Source organism: Methanosarcina sp., assembly GCF_049706645.1.
Classification (GTDB): Archaea; Halobacteriota; Methanosarcinia; order Methanosarcinales; family Methanosarcinaceae; genus Methanosarcina.
The window spans coordinates 33392-52001 of sequence record NZ_JBNAKP010000011.1 but is presented as its reverse complement, the minus strand read 5'-3'; the positions used below and the strand labels follow the sequence as shown (position 1 = coordinate 52001).

Below are 18610 nucleotides of genomic sequence, written 5' to 3'. Positions count from 1 at the left end.
TTTTTAGATTAGTTTTATAAAGCACAGCCAATAAATAAATTTTTCGAAAAAAACTTCTTAATGCTCTTCTGCTACTGTGAACTCAATGGAGAATACAGTTCCGAAACCCCTTTTCAATTCAAGTTTACCGCCTAACTGGTCTACCAGGATGGTTACCAGCTGAAGGCCCAGAGTATCGGTATTTTCTAAATCAATACTTTCAGGTATACCTACCCCGTTATCCGAAACTGTCAAAATAAAACTAGTGACCTTATTATTTTCTTTTTTGCTTCCCGGTGCATTGCTTCTACATTCTCTGTCTTTTTCCCTGCAGAGTTTAATTTGAATTATCCCTTTGCTGCTGCCTGGGAATGCGTACTTGAGGGAATTCGAAACAAGTTCATTGACAATTAACCCTAAAGGAACTGCAGTTTCCATTTCAAATAAAATATTATCTTCCAGTTCTATGTTTAAGCTAACGTTTAAATCCCCAATCCTGTAAGTCTGGAAAAGGTTTTTAGCAAGCCTCTGAAGATATGGTGAAAAATTAAGAGTATCGGTTCCTTTACCTTTGTGCAGCTCCTCATGGATCAGGGCAACGGATATTATTCTATCCTGACTTTCCCTGAAAGCTTCCAGGAGCTCTGAATCCTTTATATATCCCCGATTCTTAAATTTTTCAGCTTCAAGATCAAGAAGGGAGGAAATTACCTGCAGGTTGTTCTTGATTCTATGATGAGTTTCTTTTTTACGTGCAGTTTCTATATTTGCGAGGGTTTCTTCTGCCTGCTTCCTTTCGGTTATGTCGTAAATTACACCCTGATAAATAGGTTTTCCGTTTTCACCAGGAATCTTCTGGCAGGTTTCGTGGATCCATTTTATTTTCCCGGTCCTGTTTTTTATTTTGAATTCCCTTTCTGTAACATCAGGGGAAGTTCTAAGTCTTATTCCTTCATTGAGTATGGTAGGCAGGTATTCGGGATCGATAATTTCTTTCCAGGGAAGTTCAGACATAAACTCTTCTTTACTATATCCTGTAATCTCTTCCACGGCTCCGTGCAGAAACTGAGGAATAAAGTTCTCATCTGCCTGATAAACAATCCCTTTGAAGTTTTGTATAAATGAGCGGTACTTTCTTTCGCTCATCTCCAGTCTTTCCTGAGACGATTTTCTCTCTGTAATATCTTTAATTGTTCCAAGAACTCTGTTTACTTTACCCTTTTCGTTTTTCAGGCAGACCCCGCTGTCTTCAACAAACGTGTAACTTCCATCTTTTTTTCTGCACCTGTATTCTGAGCGATAAGTGCCCCCATACTTCATGTATTTTTTAATACTACTTTGCAGTCTATCCAGATCCTCGGGATGAACACGACTTCTCCTGGAAAGAGTTATGTTTTTAAATTCTTCAGGATCGTAGCCTGTAAATTCTTTAATATTGCCTGCCCAGTCAACATCGTTCTTCTCTACGTCATAATCGTATACAAGCTGCCTTGTCTGTTCCGCAATTATACGGTATTTTTCTTCGCTTAATTTAAGCGCCTTTTCAGCCTTCCTTCGCTCCGTAATATCCTGAATTATTCCCCTCGCTTTAATAGGAACATTTTTCTCATCAAAAACAACTTCCGCTTCACAATGGATTGTGCGTTCTTCCCCGTCAGCCAGGATAATCCGATAATCAATGCTTTGAGGACTTTCTTTTAACCTGTTCTGAATTGTTTTATCTACATAGTCCCGATCGTCAGGATGTATATAACTTAAAAATTCATCATATTTTACGCTATTTTTTTGAGTGCTGCGCCTAAAAATACGATATGTTTCTTCAGACCAGTATGACTCCCCAGTTATAAGATTTCGGTCCCAGTTTCCAATATGTGCCATTTTTTGAGCTTCAGCAAGACTCCTTTCACTTTCTTTTAACGAATTATAAGCCTTTTCAAGCTCTACTGTACGTTCTTTAACCAAATTTTCCAGGTTATCGAGTGTTTCTTTTAATTTAGTTCCTGTTTCTTTTATATCAGTGATATCGCGAGAAATAGCAAGAATAGAGGTCACTCTGCCATCAACAAACTCTGGCACTATTTGTGTATTCAAATAGTATTCTTTTCCCTGAGGGGATGTATAATGAAACTCTATTTTTTCGGGTTTTCCTGTGGCAAAAACCTTTTCATAGTGTCTCCCCCAGAATTTCACCTGTTCAGGGTTCATTCCCAGTTCACTATTACTTTTCCCGATAATTTCTTCCTGAGAACAACCACAGGTATCCGCAGCTGCAGGATTAGCATAAAGGTGGCGGTTTTTCCTGTCAAAACGAGCAATCATGTCAGGAGAATTTTCAGCCAATGTCCGGAAACTTTCTTCACTTTCCTGCAATGCCTTGTTTGCTTCCTGAAGTTCTTCTTCTTTTCGCAGTAGTATTTCTTCAGTACACTTGCGCTGGAAACTTGCAACCTGTTGCCATTTTCCTTCCTTTTTGATTAAAGCAAACTGGTGATTGGTAAGCACATCGAGAATTTCGGCTGCGTTACACCGGTCGATAGAATATGAACATAGCGCTATAATCTGGTAATTGCCGGAGATTCTATGTATTTCTCGATATTCATCGAAACCGTTCCTGCAGCCTTCTTTTTCCAGCCAAAAAGTGTTTTCGCTCAATCTCAGGCCGTCATGTCCGTTAGCTATAGCCTGATTAAGTTTTTCAGCCCAGCTATTTAAGACTCTCTTAGAATCGAAATCATTTTCCTTTAAATACCAGTTCGTGCAAGAAATAATTTCGATCTGCCCTTTCTCCAGATAATTATTAAAATCAGGTATGGCCTTTCTCAAAGCTTCTTTTGCAGCTTCGACTTCTATGGGTTGTGATGTAAGCCAGAGGCAGAATTCATTGTTTTCCAACCCTGCTCTAAAATAAGGGACAAGCATGTCCATCAAATCTTCTTTTGTCTGGTAGAACTGGCAGATGTGCGTTCCCCATGATATGTCCCCAATAGTATCAATGCCGGATTTTCTCATTCTCTCTCCCATTTCCCACCCTTTCGTGTATTCCAACCCTGTTCTTCCTTTCAAACACAGGCCCTGCAATAACCTGTAGCTGTAATTAAATAACCCGGCTTCCTTTGCTGATTTTACGTTAATTCCGTTTCAGCAGCAGTGACTCTGGAGATTTTAAAGAAATACGGAAGCTTATTTAGTATTCGAGCACTTTATTTACTGTTCAGGTACTTTTACAAAAATCAAATTTTATTTATTTTCTTAAATAAGAATTACTCGTTTATAAAATAATTGTTAAAATAATTTATATCTCTTGAACTATTGAAAATCAGGTTCAGTAAACTTACATTTCTCTCCAGTAATTCCTGCAAATTTATTCTGGATTTATTTATTATAAGCAAAATTTTTTTATAGGGCTTTTCCCGATTGTTCGGGTAAACGGAGACTTTCGCCCGACTTTAAACGATATTCCGATCTCCCTCCAGTAACCTTCTCCAGAATAAAGTATTAATAAATACTGAAAATAAAATACTATTTATATAATAATTGTCCTATTTAAAGTATCTTTTGATAGCTTCTCTAAAGCCAGGCTTTTTTCATAAATCTTAATCTAGCGTCAATAACTCATTCAATCAAAATCAGGCTGGAGTTTGCAGGAAACTTAACTGGTATCAAAATCAGGCTGGAGTTTGCAGGAAACTTAACTGGCTTCAGAGAGAAATTTAACAACTTCTTAAAATAAACTCGAGTGAATTCCGGAAAACTCTTATTGCGTTTTCGTAACTTCAAATCTTATAACAAACTCAGTTCCGGAGTCCCTGTTTAACTCAAGTTCCCCGTCTAACTGGTCTACCAGGATCGTCACCAGCTGTATCCCAAGCGTGCCGGAGTCTTCTATACTGATGCTTTCGGGTATACCTGCTCCATTATCCGAGACGGCGAGAACATAACCAGTACTTTTGCACGCTTCGTTTTTGCCTTCGAGCCTGCAATTATCACATTTTCCGTTTTCTTCCCTGGAGAGTTTGATCCGGATTTCTCCGGTTCTCCCACCTGGAAATGCATGTTTGAGGGAATTTGAAACAAGTTCATTGACAATTATGCCCAGGGGCACTGCGGTATCCATATCAAAGAAGATATTTTCCTCAATTTCCAGAAAGGTATCGGTTCCTGAAGCTCCAATGCTGTAACACCTGAAAAGGTCCTCGGTCAGTTTCTGCAGGTATGCTGCGAAATTAAGAGTGCTGACTTCTTTTGACCCATACAGTTCTTCATGGATCAGGGCCATAGAAATAACCCTATTCTGGCTGTCCCTGAAAGCTGCAAGGACTTTTGAAGTGTCATAAGCGTTGATGCCAGCGAATTTCTCAGCCTGGAGATCGAGCAGAGAGGAAATTACCTGCAGATTATTTTTTATCCTGTGATGGATTTCCTTTTTGCGGGCTTCTTCAAGCTTTTTCAGGGCATTTTCAGCCTTTTTCCTTTCTGTAATATCCTTCATTATCCCGAGGACTTTATTTGTGAGATAATTCCCCCTTTGAAGGCAGACTCCGTGATCTTCGATATGGATATAAGCTCCGTCTTTCCTTCTAAAATGATATTCCAGATAGAAATTTCTCTTATTTTCAATGCTCGCTGTATTTTTCCCACAGTGTCTTATCTTTTGATCCCATACCTTTTTTCGGTCGTCAGGATGGACATTATTTATCCATAGCTCGACTCCGGTCTTCAGTAATTCTTCCTGAGTATATCCCGTAACTTTTTCTATGGCGCCTGCCCAGTAAATTTTATCTTCCTCGATATCGTACTCGTATATGAGCTGGCCTGTCTGCTCTGTTACGATCCGATATCTTTCCTCACTTTTCTGAAGCTTCTCTTCGGCTTTTTTACTTTCCGTTATATCCCTGGCAATAATCGAGATCGCCATAAGTTCTTCGGAAATATCGAAGATCGGAGAAAGAGTCATTGAGATGTCTATAATTTTACCGTCTTTTCTTAAGCGTGAAGTCTCATACTGGTGAACCTTTTCCCCCTGCTTGATCATTTCAACCAGTCTTTTTGCTTCTTCGCTCAATGCAAATGGTATCAGGATCGCTACGTGCTTACCCAGAATTTCCTCAGCCGAATATCCGTAGATCTGTTCAGCCCCTTTATTCCAGCTGGTAATTAAACCGTCAAGAGACCTGGTTATAATAGCATCATTTGACGATTCCACGATATTCGCCAGGTTCTGGACTTTCTCCTCGGCTTTCTTACGCTCAATAGAATACTGGATAGAACGTTTCAATAATTTTCCGTCGACCTGCCCTTTAATCAGATAGTCCTGTGCACCTCGTTTTACAGCCTCGATTCCGATTTTTTCATCATTTATCCCGGTCAGGATTATGATGGGAATTCTTGAATTCCCTGCATGGATTTCAAGAAAAGTATCAATACCGTCGCTATCCGGCAATCCCAGGTCGGATAATATTACATCAAACGGACTTTCCCTCAGAAAGTCCAGGCCTTCTTTCAGGGTCTCGACGTTTCTAAGTTCATACCGAAAATCAGCGAACTCTTCAAGCATCTCTTCAATCAGACCTGCGTCTCCGGGATTGTCCTCAAAAAGCAGGATTTCGATCTTTTTATCCATAGCCAAATCGTCCTGTCCAGATCTCATTTGCTTTATTTTGACGGCAACTTTACAACCTGAAGCCAGAAGTCTTCTATGGATTTAATTACCTTTATAAATTGATCAAAGTCAACAGGCTTGGTGATATATGCATTGGCGTGAAGATTATAAGATTTAAGTATATCTTCTTCAGCTTTAGAAGTAGTTAGAACCACGATTGGTATGTTTCTAAGGTTGGGGTCTCCTTTTACTTCCTCCAGAACTTCACGTCCATCCTTTTTCGGGAGATTCAAGTCCAGAAGAATTATGTCCGGGCGCAAGGCATCTAAAAACTGTCCCTCTTTGTTTAAAAACAGGATCGCCTCTTCTCCGTCTTCTGCAATGTGAAGGTTATTTCTAATCTTTGCCTCTTCGAAAACTTCTTCAATTAATCCAATATCGCCTTTACTGTCTTCCACTAAAAGGATTTCTATGGGTTTGCCTGCTAATTTTGTTCTCATTTATGAGACTCCCTTACTAGATGAATTTAACTAGAAGCTTGAGAATTTCTAATCGATTACACAAATTAGTATACAAATTAATATACAAATTAGTAAATAAATTAGTAAATAAATTAATTGGATCTTCAAAATCAAACTTTGACCATAAGCTTTTATCTATACTGTTTTTTTCTACATCTATGCTGCTTTTCTGGAGAGAAACTCAGTTAGTTTTTTGCTTTTTAAATTTATAAAGAATTTCAGGTAAGAAATAATGTTCCTTGTAAGAAATAATGTTCCTTTTATGTATTAAAATTCAACTTTCTAAATTCTCCGGGGTTAATTGGTAGAGTAAAATAAAAGGTCGAACCCTTACCCGGTTCGGACTCTACCCATATGTTTCCTCCATGTCTTTCTACAATCTTTTTACAGATCGAAAGCCCTATTCCTGTTCCCGGATATTCTTCCCTTTTATGGAGCCTTTTAAACACTTCAAAGATTCTATCTGAATATTTAGGATCAATTCCAATCCCATTATCACTGACTGAAAATAGCCACTGGTCTTCTTTTTTCTCTGCAGAAATATAAATTTCTGGTAACTCTTTGCTTCGGAACTTTATCGCATTGCTGATTAGATTCTGAAATACCTGAGCCAGCTGGGTATTATCTGCTATTACTTCAGGTAAAGGATCATAAGATATGATAGCTTTGTTCTCTTTTATAGATATTTCTAAATCAGATAACACACGATCCAGAATTAATTCACACTCAACAGGCTCGAATTCTCTGGCTTTGGTGGTGACTCTCGAAAACTCCAGGAGGTCGTTTATAAGACTTTGCATACGGGAAGCCCCATCCACAGCAAAGTTTATGTATTTGTCAGCTTTGTCGTCAAGCTCGCCCTGATATTTTCTCTGTAGGAGCTGTAAATAACTTGTTATCATTCTCAAAGGTTCCTGCAGGTCGTGAGATGCTACGTAAGCAAATTGTTCTAATTCTGCATTTGAGCGGGCAAGTTCTCCCAGTTTCAACTTTAATATAATTTCTGTTTTCTTAAGTTCAGTAATGTCACGTGCTGCAGCAAAAATCCCAATAACTTCGCCAGATTCATCCCGGTAAATCGAAGCATTATACAAAACCGGCGTTATATGCCCGTCTTTATGCTGGATTCTTAGCGGGTAATCCCGTACCAGGCCTTTCTGGAATACATGCTGGTATCCTTTTCTGGCTTTCTCAGGCTTGGTAAAATATTCTGAGAAATCAGTCCCGATCAACTCCTCACGGGAGTAGCCAGTAACCAATTCCGTAGCTTTATTCACATCGGTTATCTTTCCGTCAGGCCCGATAGTTACTAAAGGATCCAGACTGGCTTCAATAAGGCTGCGGTTATACTTGCTTACAAGTTTAAGCTCTTCTGCTTTTTTACGTTCGGAAAAAAGAGTAGCATTCTCTAAAGAAATGGCTGCCTGTGACACAAGTAATTCCATCATGCCGGTTTTTCCTGATGTAAATACCGAATCTGATAGACGATTTTCCAGGTACAGTACCCCTATCATCTTTGACTGTTTGATCACAGGCAAACATAGTACAGAGCGCAACTGCATGTCCTGGACTTTCGGATTGTCTTTGAATATCCCTTCCTGCGCAGCGTTATTCAGTATCAGCCGTTCTCCGGTCCGGTGTACATAATGGACAATTGCTTCACAGATATCTTCTGCATCTTCGAGTTTTTTATAGAATGTTTTTACCACTTCTTTTTCCGTAGTATGGCTTTCCGCGCGGATAATTAAGTTTCTTTCCTCTTCAATAAGTAGATACCCGTGCTGTGCCCCTGAACTTTCGATAACCACGTTCATGATCTTTTTCAGCAAAGCTTCCTGCTCTATCTCAGCGGAAATAGCAAGGGACGACTTCATGAGGTACTCGATGTCGAGATCCGGAAGGATACTGGAAGGAGACTCAAATAGCGGGTACTGATAAAAAGTATTTTCTTCCTCAAAGTAATCGGAGTGTTTCTCAATAAGACTTATTTCTTTTCTTTCTGCATGGCATTTCTTGTACAGACGTGCAGCTTCGGCAAAGTACACTCCCTCGGAGGCCCTTCCAGCCTGCAGAAGGAACTCCCCGAGGCATTCGTTAAGATGCCCTTCCAGAAAGGTATAATTTTGCTTATGTGCCGACTCTATAGCATCCAGGTACAGGCTTCTGGTTTCCTTAAATTCACCAGTGACTCTTTGCAGCTCGGCATATATAAAAGCAAGATAGGGCTTCAATAACGGCCCCAAACCTGCCCAGGTCTCGATCTTGCTAATTATAGGCTTGATTTCAGTCAGTAATTCCTGCTCACTCTTAAAGCCCAGCCCTCTTTCATATAGCTTAAGAGAGTTTAACACTCTGAAGACGTGCCACTGTCTTTTCAACACATTGTCGGTGAGGCCTGATAGATACTTCCTGACCCGGACAAGATACTTTTCGGCCTCTTCATGCTCTCCGAAATAATAATGGGCCAGGGCCATGTGGACATAATAGCTTCCTGCAGAAGCAATATGGTTATCCTGCTCCCACTGATTCAGTTTTTCCTCCATGGGCACGGGTGAATATCCCTTCTTCATAGGTTCAATCCAGCCCGCCTGCATGGCGTCTGCGAGACCTACGGAAAATAACAGATGATACCTGCTGGAAAACTGGAAGCATTCCCTGGCATAATCTTCGATAATAGATAGGTCTGCTCCCTGCACCTGAAGGTTCCACATCAGAGGACCGTAGGAGAGACCGGCATTATACAGATCGCCACAATTCTTTCCGCACTGGATCGACTTGAGGCAATATTCCACGATCTCCCCCGGGTGACTTCTTGAGTGCATATTGCACCATACGATACCATTCATACCACGCGTGGCACCGAAAGTATTTGGATATTTTGCCGATAAGTCACGGGCAAGGTCTTCATATTTGAATGCAGACTCGAACTCTTCCTGTTCTCCGAGCTGAAGGCCCATAATACTGAAAGAATAAATTACGGATTCATCCATGCCACCAGCAAGACAATGCTGCGTCGATTGCGCAGCTGAGAGATAAAGCTGTGGCACAAGACCGGACATATACAGATCGGGAATAAGCTCACTATGAAATGCAAGTTCGATCTTGTTTCTCCTGTCCGTAGTAAATGACATATTCAGAATAGTTTCCCATATATCGATGTCTTTTGAAGCAATCTCATCCATTAACTTTTGTCGTTTTCTGTCTGCATCCTCAGGGTCTTCAGGAATAACCTTGCCAAAATAGGCAAGCCCCCGGTTTGCAGTCTCGATAGCTTTGATAAAGTTGCCTATAGACGACATCGAGGTCGTTTGTTCCGCCAGACATTCCGTCTTATCCAGATCGGTTTTGGCATGATCGAGCAAATAATTGAGTAACCTTTCGGAATCCTCGTAATTCCCACACATGAGTTCTGTCTTTGCCGCTTTCTGGAATATCCTGAAAGTACGCTCGTAGTGCTCGTCCTCCCAGCAGTCATCTGGCAGCAGTCCTCTGCTGAGATTGAAATATTCATTTGCCGCTTCCGTGGCAAGAGAGTTCAGCGCCTTATTTCCGGCGTGGTAGTTAATGTCAGACAGGAGATACGCCGTCTCTAAGTCGGGATTCTCTTTTCCAAGGTTAAGATGCGAAACAATAGTAAACAGGTTGTCGAGTCTCTCAAGGTCAGAACCCTCAGGAATGACGGAAAGAAGGTGATTTCCCACTTGCCAGTGAATCTGGCGGCGCTTCTCTACTGATATGGAATATAAGGCAGCCTCCTGGACTTTGTCGTGGATGAATTGCAACTGGTTTTTACTTTCGATCAGCAATCCCTGCCCGAGAGCCGGTTTCAGAATTTCAAAGGTTTCCAGCAAACTCATTTCTCTTATTAGTGACAGTTCAGCAGGCGAGAAGGTATTTCCCATACAGGCACAGTATTCAATTAATTCTATGAGGTCCGGAGGGAGCTTCTGTATCTTTGAGCTGAAAAGAGCAACCACTGTAGTAGGCATACTTGACTGTCGGATCCTCTCAAGGTCCCACTGCCATTGTCGGTCGCTGTCAAGATAAAGGAGATTTTCATTATGCAGGTAAGACAGGCTTTCACTGACAAAGAGGGGGTTACCTTCAGTCAGTGTACTTATGAAATCAGATAATGCCCTGGTCGGAGGAAGGGGGGAATCGAGAATATACGAGACCATCTCATGGCAGTGTTCAGGTTTCAGGGGTCCCAGTCTGATCTCCTTCAGAGGCTGACCTTCTTTCCTGATATTCAGGATAAGCTTGGACAGGGGATGGCTTGAGTCCACTTCGTTATGGCGATAGGCTCCCAGTAAGAAAAGATAAGGATGGTTCTTGTAATTGGCGAATATATTTTCCAGAAAGTCAAAGGATGCCACATCACACCATTGAAGGTCATCAATAAATAAAGTCAAAGGATACTCCTCGCTCGCCAGACAACCTAAGAAGCGATCAAAAAGATCACGGAACCTGTTCAAGGACTCAACTGGAGGAAGCTGTTTGACTTCCGGTTGCGGACCTATCAGGATTTCCAGTTCCGGAATGACATCTGTCAGGACTTTCCCATTCTGGCCTACTGCCTTCAATATCCTGTCCTTCCAGGCTATCACCCGTTCATTACTTTCGGTAAGAAAGGTTCGCATCAAATTTCTGAGTGCCTGGATAAGGGAGCTGTAGGGGATATTTTTCTGATATACATCGAATTTTCCCGAGGTGAAATAGCCTCTATGTTTCACAATCGGCTTTTGTAGCTCCTGTATCAGGCGAGTCTTCCCGATGCCGGACAGCCCGGAGATTAATAGCGATCTGAAATTTCCCGCCGTGACTTGTTCGTACTCTTTAAGGATTAATTGAGTCTCGTTATCGCGGCCAACCATTTTGGATATGAAAGTTGTCCTGTGAGTATACACGCAGCTTTCCAGAGGGAATTCGCAAATCGTTCCTGTGGCTGAGTATTCGTCTCGACACCGTACAAGGTCAGCTAAAAGCCCGCTTGCGTTCTGGTAACGCTTTTCAGGCTCTTTAAGCATCAACTTGGCCACGATATTACTAAGGGTAGCGGGAATTTCCGGGTTTAATTTATAAACGCAAGAAGCTTCTTCAGCGAGATGGGAATGTATCAGTTCAAGAGGGTCGTCAGGTGAGAAAGGGAGGCGACCTGTCAGTATCTCATAAAACACGATTCCCAGGGAATACAGGTCTGACGAAAAAACTATCCTGTGACTGATACGCCCTGTTTGCTCCGGTGAAGTATAGGATAATGTTTCTCTGATAAAAGTGCGATCATAAATAAAATGGCTGACATCTCTAACGTCGAGGGTGCTGATGAAATCTATCAACCGGATATTGAGTATCTCGGGGTCGACAAGTATATTATGGGGTTTAATACCGCCGTGAATAATTCCAGCTTCATGGACTTTTTCCAGGGCAGAAGCAAGCCCAATAGCTATGGTAAAAAAATCGTCCAGAAGAACCCTTGAATGCGTTTCCATTAATTTATCGAGGGTGATTCCCTCAACATATTCCTGCGTTATAAAACAAATCTCATCTTTATCACTGAAAGAGATGGGTGTAATCACGAGGGGACTGTTTAAGACTTTGAGATGTTCGATTTTCTGTATGACCTGAGATTTTTTATAATCGGACAAAAAGTTCGCTTTCACAACCTTGAGCACAAGCAACCGATCAGGCTTTTTCTTGAGATATGCTTTGTATATTGTCGTTTGAGGGCTTTCGGCTATTTTCTCAATTATCTCATAATTGGGAATTATCATTAACTCAACCTCATAATATTGATTAACACGTACAGATGGTGATGATTCGGTGCTTGCCGATTAATTTACTCCCTTTTCATAAAACAGAATCAACCCGGTCATCATTCTCAAGCTAGAAAGTGCTCTCTGTCAACTTCAAACCGTTATAGCCACATTTGCTAGGGCCCGATTAAGTTTTCCAACCCGACCATTAAAATTCTCTCCAAATCGAAAATACCTTCTTTTTAGTCCAGATCACATATGTTTTATTTTGATGGTAACTTTACAACCTGAAGCCAGAAGTCCTCTATGGATTTAATTACCTTTACGAATTGATCAAAGTCAGCAGGCTTGGTGATATATGCATTGGCGTGAAGATCATAAGATCTAAGTATATCCTCTTCAGCTTTAGAAGTAGTTAGAACCACTATTGGTATGTTTCTAAGGTTGGGGTCTCCTTTTACTTCCTGCAGAACTTCACGTCCATCCTTTCTCGGGAGATTCAAATCCAGAAGAATTATATCCGGGCGCGGGGCATCTAAAAACCGTCCCTTTTTATTTAAAAATAGGATTGCCTCTTCTCCGTCTTCTGCAATGTGAAGGTTATTTCTAATTCTTGCCTCCTCAAAAACTTCTTCAATTAATCCAATATCGCCTTTACTATCTTCCACTAAAAGGATTTCTATGGGTCTAGATGCTATTTTTGTCCTCATTTGTGAGACTCCCTTACCAGGTGAATTTAACTAGAGCTTTGAAATATTTTCTAATTTTTATAAAATTAATAAATATTTAATCGAGCCTTCAAAATCAGGCTTTTGACTCTGAAATTTTGCACCTTTATTGTTTCTCAGGGAAGATTTCAATTAACTTTTTTATTTTTCAAAATCTACAAAGGGATTGATAGTAAAAACAATGTTTTCTTATTTGTTAAATGTTAGTCTTTGAAGTTCTCCGGGTTAATTGGTAGAGTAAAATAAAAGGTCGAACCCTTACCCGGTTCGGACTCTACCCATATGTTTCCTCCATGTCTTTCTACAATCTTTTTACAGATCGAAAGCCCTATTCCCGTTCCCGGATACTCCTCCCTTTTATGGAGCCTTTTAAACACTTCAAAGATTCTATCTGAATATTTAGGATCAATTCCAATCCCATTATCTCTAACTGAAAATAGCCATTGGTCTTCTTTTTTCTCTGCAGAAATATAAACTTCAGGCGCCTCTTTGCCGCGGAATTTTATCGCATTGCTGATTAGATTCTGAAATACCTGAGCCAGCTGGGTATAATCAGCTGTTATCTCAGGTAAAGGATCATAGGATATGATAGCTTTATTTTCTCTGATAGGTATCTCTAAATCCGATAACACACGATCCAGAATTAATTCACATTCAACAGGCTCGAATTCTCTGGCTTTGGTGGTGACTCTCGAAAACTCCAGGAGGTCGTTTATAAGACTTTGCATACGGGAAGCCCCATCCACAGCAAAGTTTATGTATTTATCAGCTTTGTCGTCAAGCTCGCCCTGATATTTCCTCTGTAAGAGCTGTAAATAACTTGCTATCATTCTCAAAGGTTCTTGCAGGTCGTGAGATGATACATAAGCGAACTGTTCTAATTCTGCATTTGAGCGGGCAAGTTCTTCCAATTTCAATTTTAACATTGCTTCTGCCTTTTTTCGCTCCGTAATATCACGTGCAGCAGCAAAAACCCCAATAACCTCCTCTGCCTCGTCCCTGTAAACCGACGCATTATACAGAACCGGTGTAACATATCCGCTCCTGTGCTGGATCTCAAGCTCATAGTCCAGCACCAGGCCTTCCCTGAACACCTGTTGATACCCTTCTTTAGCTTTTTCAGGCTCAGTAAAATAGTCCGAAAAATCAGTCCCTGCTAACTCGTGCCTGGAATAGCCGGTAACCAGTTCTGTAGCTTTATTTACATCAGTTATCTTCCCGTCAGGCCCGATAGTAACCAGGGGGTCCAGACTGGCTTCAATAAGGCTGCGGTTGTAGATGTTTGAAAGCCTCAGAGCTTCTTCCGCTTTCTTCCGTTCTGTGATATCACGTGCAGCTGCAAAGACGCCAATAATCTTACCGGATTCGTCCCTGTAAACCGATGCATTATACAGAACCGGTGTAAGTTGCCCATTCTGATGCTGGATTTCCAGCGGATAATCCCTAACCAGTCCTTCCCTGAACACCTGTTGATATCCTTCTCTGGCTTTCTCAGGCTCGGTGAAATAGTCCGAAAAATCAGTCCCGATTAACTCGTTTCTGGAATAGTCGGTAACCAGTTCCGTAGCTTCATTTACATCGGTTATCTTCCCATCAGGCCCGATAGTAACCAGGGGATCCAGACTGGCTTCAATAAGGCTGCGGTTGTAGATGTTTGAAAGCCTCATAGCTTCTTCCGCTTTTTTACTCTCAGTAATATCTCTGGCAATAGTAGAAATGGCTACAAGCTCTCCGGAAGCATTAAAAACCGGAGAAAGGGTTATTGAAATGTTTATTGTCGTACCGTCCTTTCTTAACCGTAAGGTTTCGTAGTGGTGAATCCTTTCTCCCAGTTTAATCTTCTCAATTAACTGTTCGATTTCTCCTCTAAGCTCATCCGGTTCAAGTATTGATACGTTTTTTCCCAGGATTTCTTCGGCAGAGTACCCATAAATTCTTTCTGCGCCTTTATTCCAGTTTGTAATAATGCCGTCAAGCGATTTCGTTGTAATGGCATCATCTGAGGATTCGACAACGTTTGCAAGTATCTGGATTTTTTCTTCGGCCTTTTTCCGCTCGGTAATATCACGTGCAGCTGCAAAGACGCCAATAACTTCCCCTGCATCATCCCGGTAAACCGATGCATTATATAGAACCGGTGTAAGTTGCCCATTCTGATGCCGAATTTCTAGCGGGTAATCTCGCACCAGTCCTTTCTGGAATACATGCCTGTATCCTTCTCTCGCCTTTTCAGGTTCGGTGAAATAATCCGAAAAATCCGTCCCAATCAATTCTGTACGAGAATAACCAGTAACAAGTTCTGTTGAGTTATTCACATCAGTAATTTTACCATCAGGACCAATGGTTACAAGGGGATCTATACTGGCTTCAATTAGGCTGCGATTATAAGCACTGGCCAGTTTTAAGGCTTTTTCAGCCCTTTTATGCTCCGTAATATCAAACAGAGCCCCTATCAGTCCTTCGATCCCACCTTTTATATTAAAAAAAGGAACTTTTGTTACGACAAATTCTTTTCCAAGGCTTTTTGTGAGATACTGATTTTTTAATTCAGCACGATGTTCTTTTCCATTCCGGTAAATCTGAAGATCATTTTCATCGTATTTTTTAATTAGGTCCTCAGGAGCATTATTCGTAAGCTCACGGTAGATTTTACCAATTATCTTTTCTTTAGGAAGACCCACAACTTCATTTGCAAAGAGCTTATTACAGCCTATAAACCTACCTTCCGTATTCTTGTAAAAGATAGGGACCGGAACGGCATCGAGTAAGGTTTCCTGGAAGTTCAGGCTTTCTTTCAGAGCGTTTTCCGTCTTCCTGAGTTCGGTTATATCCCGTGCTGCAGCAAAAACCCCTATAACTTCTCCTGCCTCATCGAGGTAGACCGATGCGTTATACAGAACCGGAGTTATGTGTCCATCTTTATGTCGAATTTCTAATGGGTAATTTCGCACTAGTCCTTTCTGGAATACATGCTTATAGCCTTCTCTTGCTTTCTCAGGTTCAGTAAAATAGTCTGAAAAATCCGTCCCAATTAACTCCTTACGAGAATAACCGGTAACAAATTCTGTAGAATTGTTCACATCAGTAATCTTACCATCTGGACCTATAGTTACGAGAGGATCTACGTTAGCTTCAATGAGACTACGATTATACACATTAGCCAATTCTAATGCTTTTTCGACTTTTTTACGCTCAGTAATATCCTGAACTGTTCCCTTCATTCGAACAGGGGTATTATTACCATCAAAAATAACTTCGCCCTGTTCATGGACTGTGTGTTCTTCTCCATTAGCTAAAATAATCCTATGATCAATGTTATAGGACTTTCCGTTTAAAGCTTCTACGACAGCATTATCCACATAATCTCGATCGTCGGGATGCACGTAACTTAAAAACGCATCGTAAGTTGCCCCGAATTCCTGGGGAATGAGTCCGAAAATGCGATAAATTTCATCCGACCAGTACAGTTCATTGGTTATTATATTCCAGTCCCAGTTTCCAAGATGTGCCATTTTTTGAGCTTCAGCAAGCCCTTTCTCACTCTCTTTCAAGGATTTATAAGCCTTCTCAAGCTGCTCCCGATGCTTCTTTAGCTCCGCCTCAGCGCGTTTTTTCTCGGTAATGTCAATATCCATCGCGAGGACCATGGGTGAACCGTCAACGTCGGTGAATGGAAAGTCATAGGCATCACTCACGCTTCCATCCGGGTTGTTGATTTCCCAATGGTGGGGCTTACCGGTTTCAAGCACTTTATACGTCTCACAAAATTCACAGGGCTTGGTGAGCCCATAGCAATATTCATAACAGTGTCTGCCACCCGGCTTGCCGAACTTTTCGCGGAAGCTGCGGTTTGCAAAGGCAACGTGATAGTCAGTTGTTAGCAGGCATATCGTTGCCGGCAGCGTTTCCAGCACGTCAAACAGTCGCTGTCGCTCTGCCTGAACCCCCGCTTGCGCCTGTTTGATCTCGGTGATATCAATGCCCACCTCCATGATAAGTGTGGAACCGTCGGAGTCCTTGAACGGGTAGTCGTAAATGTCGTAATTGCGGCCGTCCGGACCGGTCCACTCCCAACGGTGAGGCGAGCCCGTTTTGAACACCTTGCAGGTTTCGCAGTTCTCACAGGGCTCGGTGCGCTGGAAGAGATATTCGTAGCAACGCCGGCCCTCAGATTTGCCGAAGCGCTCCTCGAAGAAACGGTTCGCAAACGGCACGCGGTAATCCGGTGAGAGCAGTATCACGTAAGCCGGCAGCATGTCCAGCACGTTGTTTAATCTCTCCCGTTCAGCTTGCACGGCCTCGGCAACTTGACGGCGCGCTTCGCTCTCGCGTAGTGCCTCCTCGGCCCGCTTGCGCTCGATAGCCACCGACACCTGGTCGGCTACGGTGCTCATGAAGGCAAGCTCGTCCCCCGTAAAGCTCTTTCTGCTCCTCATGCCAAAGGAGAGCGTGCCTATTGTTTTCTCACCGATGTGGAGAGGCTGACAGGAATACGCCTGGATCCCCATCGACCGCACGAGATCTGCCCTCTTGTCCCCGTTATGCTGTATATCTTCAGAAACGATACGGCAACCATTAAGGGCCACGCAGCCACAAATGGCTGCTCCTTTATCCAGCCATTCAATCTCTTTAGCTATCTCAGCGCTTATCCCGCCGTAGGCGTTGAGATGGAGCCTGCCATGTACCTCGTCAAAAACGTAGTTAAAAAATACATCACAGTTTAGGTGGTGCATTACCTTTTCGGCGATGATCTGGATCGTAGCCTCGGGTTCTTTGCTCGAGAGGAGGAGAGCATTTGCATTGCTCAGGAGCTCGAAGCGCTTTTCGCTCTCGCTCAACGCTTCATTCGCTTCATGGAGTTCTTCAGCCTGAGCCTGTAACTCTTCCGATTGAACTTGAAGATTCTCGTAAGCTTCACGCAAAGTTTCCTCAGTCCGCTTTCGCTCGGTAATATCACGAATGCTGCCCTGGCTATAGAGTTGCAATCCGACACTATCTTTTACGAGGGACATGTGGTTGGAGAACCAGCGGTAATTGCCATTCTTGGTCAGGTATCGGTATTCCACCTCCACTTTGCCGGTATCATTCAGGTACGCCAGCGCAGATTTCATGGCGTGAATATCTTCTGGGTGGATTTTTGAGATTGCTGTCTCGGCATTCATTGCTAAGAATTCATCGACTGAATAGCCGGTTACTGTTTCAGCATAAGGGCTGATGTACTCATAACGGCCGGTTTGCATGTTCTGACGGTAAATGAGATCCTTGGAATTGTCAAGCACTGAGCGAAAGCGCTCTTTGCTCTCGCGCAGCGCTTCTTCTATCTGCTTGCGTTTGGAGCTTTCTATTTGCTCCCATTTTCCTTCCCTTTTGATCAAAGCAAATTGATGATTGATAACTACATCGATAATTTCGGTTGCATTGCACTTCCCAAGGGAATAGGTGCACAGGGCTATTATAGGGTAGCTGCCAATGATACTGTCGATTTCCTCTTCATAATCAACAAAATCGTTCCAGTCCTTTTTTTCCAGCCAGAAAGTGTTCCCTGTCAATCTCAAGCCGTGGTAACCGTCAGCAAGGGCTTTATCAAGTTTCTCGACCCAGCCGCTAAGCACTTTCTGCGAATCGAAAATTCCTTCCTGGACGTACCAGTGAGTATAAGGAATAATCTCAATTTGCCCCTTTTCCAGGTAAACATCAACCTCAGGAACCGCTCTTCTAAGTGCCTCTCTTGCCTCTTCCACTTCCAGGGGCTGTGATGTAACCCACATACAGAATTCGTTATTCTCCAGCCCTGCCTTGAAGTAAGGGACAAGTACGTCAATTAAATCCTCTTTTGTCTGGTAGAATTGACAGAAGTGTGTTCCCCAGGGTACCTCGCCAATAATGTCAATTCCGGATTTTCTCAAGCTTTTTTTCATTCCAACCCTTTCCCAATCTTAAAGGTAATTTAAAAATTCATATTTAATCAGCTTCTTCAGATTCCGAAACCTGACAGCAAAAGCTTTGATTTTTAATGTTCAGTTTTTAGCC

6 protein-coding genes are annotated in these 18610 nt (G+C 42.1%); all 6 read right to left on the bottom strand.

Annotation, left to right across the window (positions count from 1 at the left end; all coding sequences use genetic code 11):
* Positions 1–57: 57 nt before the first annotated feature.
* Positions 58–3042: a PAS domain S-box protein gene (locus tag ACPK8D_RS04600; RefSeq protein WP_424716675.1), complete on the bottom strand. Its 2985-nt coding sequence runs from the start codon at positions 3040–3042 to the stop codon at positions 58–60.
* Positions 3043–3733: 691 nt separating this feature from the next.
* Positions 3734–5599: a PAS domain S-box protein gene (locus ACPK8D_RS04595; protein WP_424716674.1), complete on the bottom strand. Its 1866-nt coding sequence runs from the start codon at positions 5597–5599 to the stop codon at positions 3734–3736.
* 32 nt (positions 5600–5631) lie between these two features.
* Positions 5632–6078, bottom strand: coding sequence for a response regulator (locus ACPK8D_RS04590; protein ID WP_424716673.1), 447 nt, complete (start codon positions 6076–6078; stop codon positions 5632–5634).
* Positions 6079–6359: 281 nt separating this feature from the next.
* A complete protein-coding gene (locus ACPK8D_RS04585; protein WP_424716672.1) occupies positions 6360–11870 on the bottom strand; it encodes an AAA family ATPase in 5511 nt (1836 codons plus the stop codon).
* A 245-nt stretch (positions 11871–12115) separates the two neighbouring features.
* Positions 12116–12562, bottom strand: a complete 447-nt coding sequence (locus ACPK8D_RS04580; RefSeq protein WP_424716671.1) for a response regulator — start codon at positions 12560–12562, stop codon at positions 12116–12118.
* A 221-nt stretch (positions 12563–12783) separates the two neighbouring features.
* On the bottom strand, positions 12784–18498 hold the full coding sequence (locus ACPK8D_RS04575) for a PAS domain S-box protein (protein WP_424716670.1): 5715 nt from the start codon (positions 18496–18498) through the stop codon (positions 12784–12786).
* Between the last annotated feature and the right edge of the window lie 112 nt (positions 18499–18610).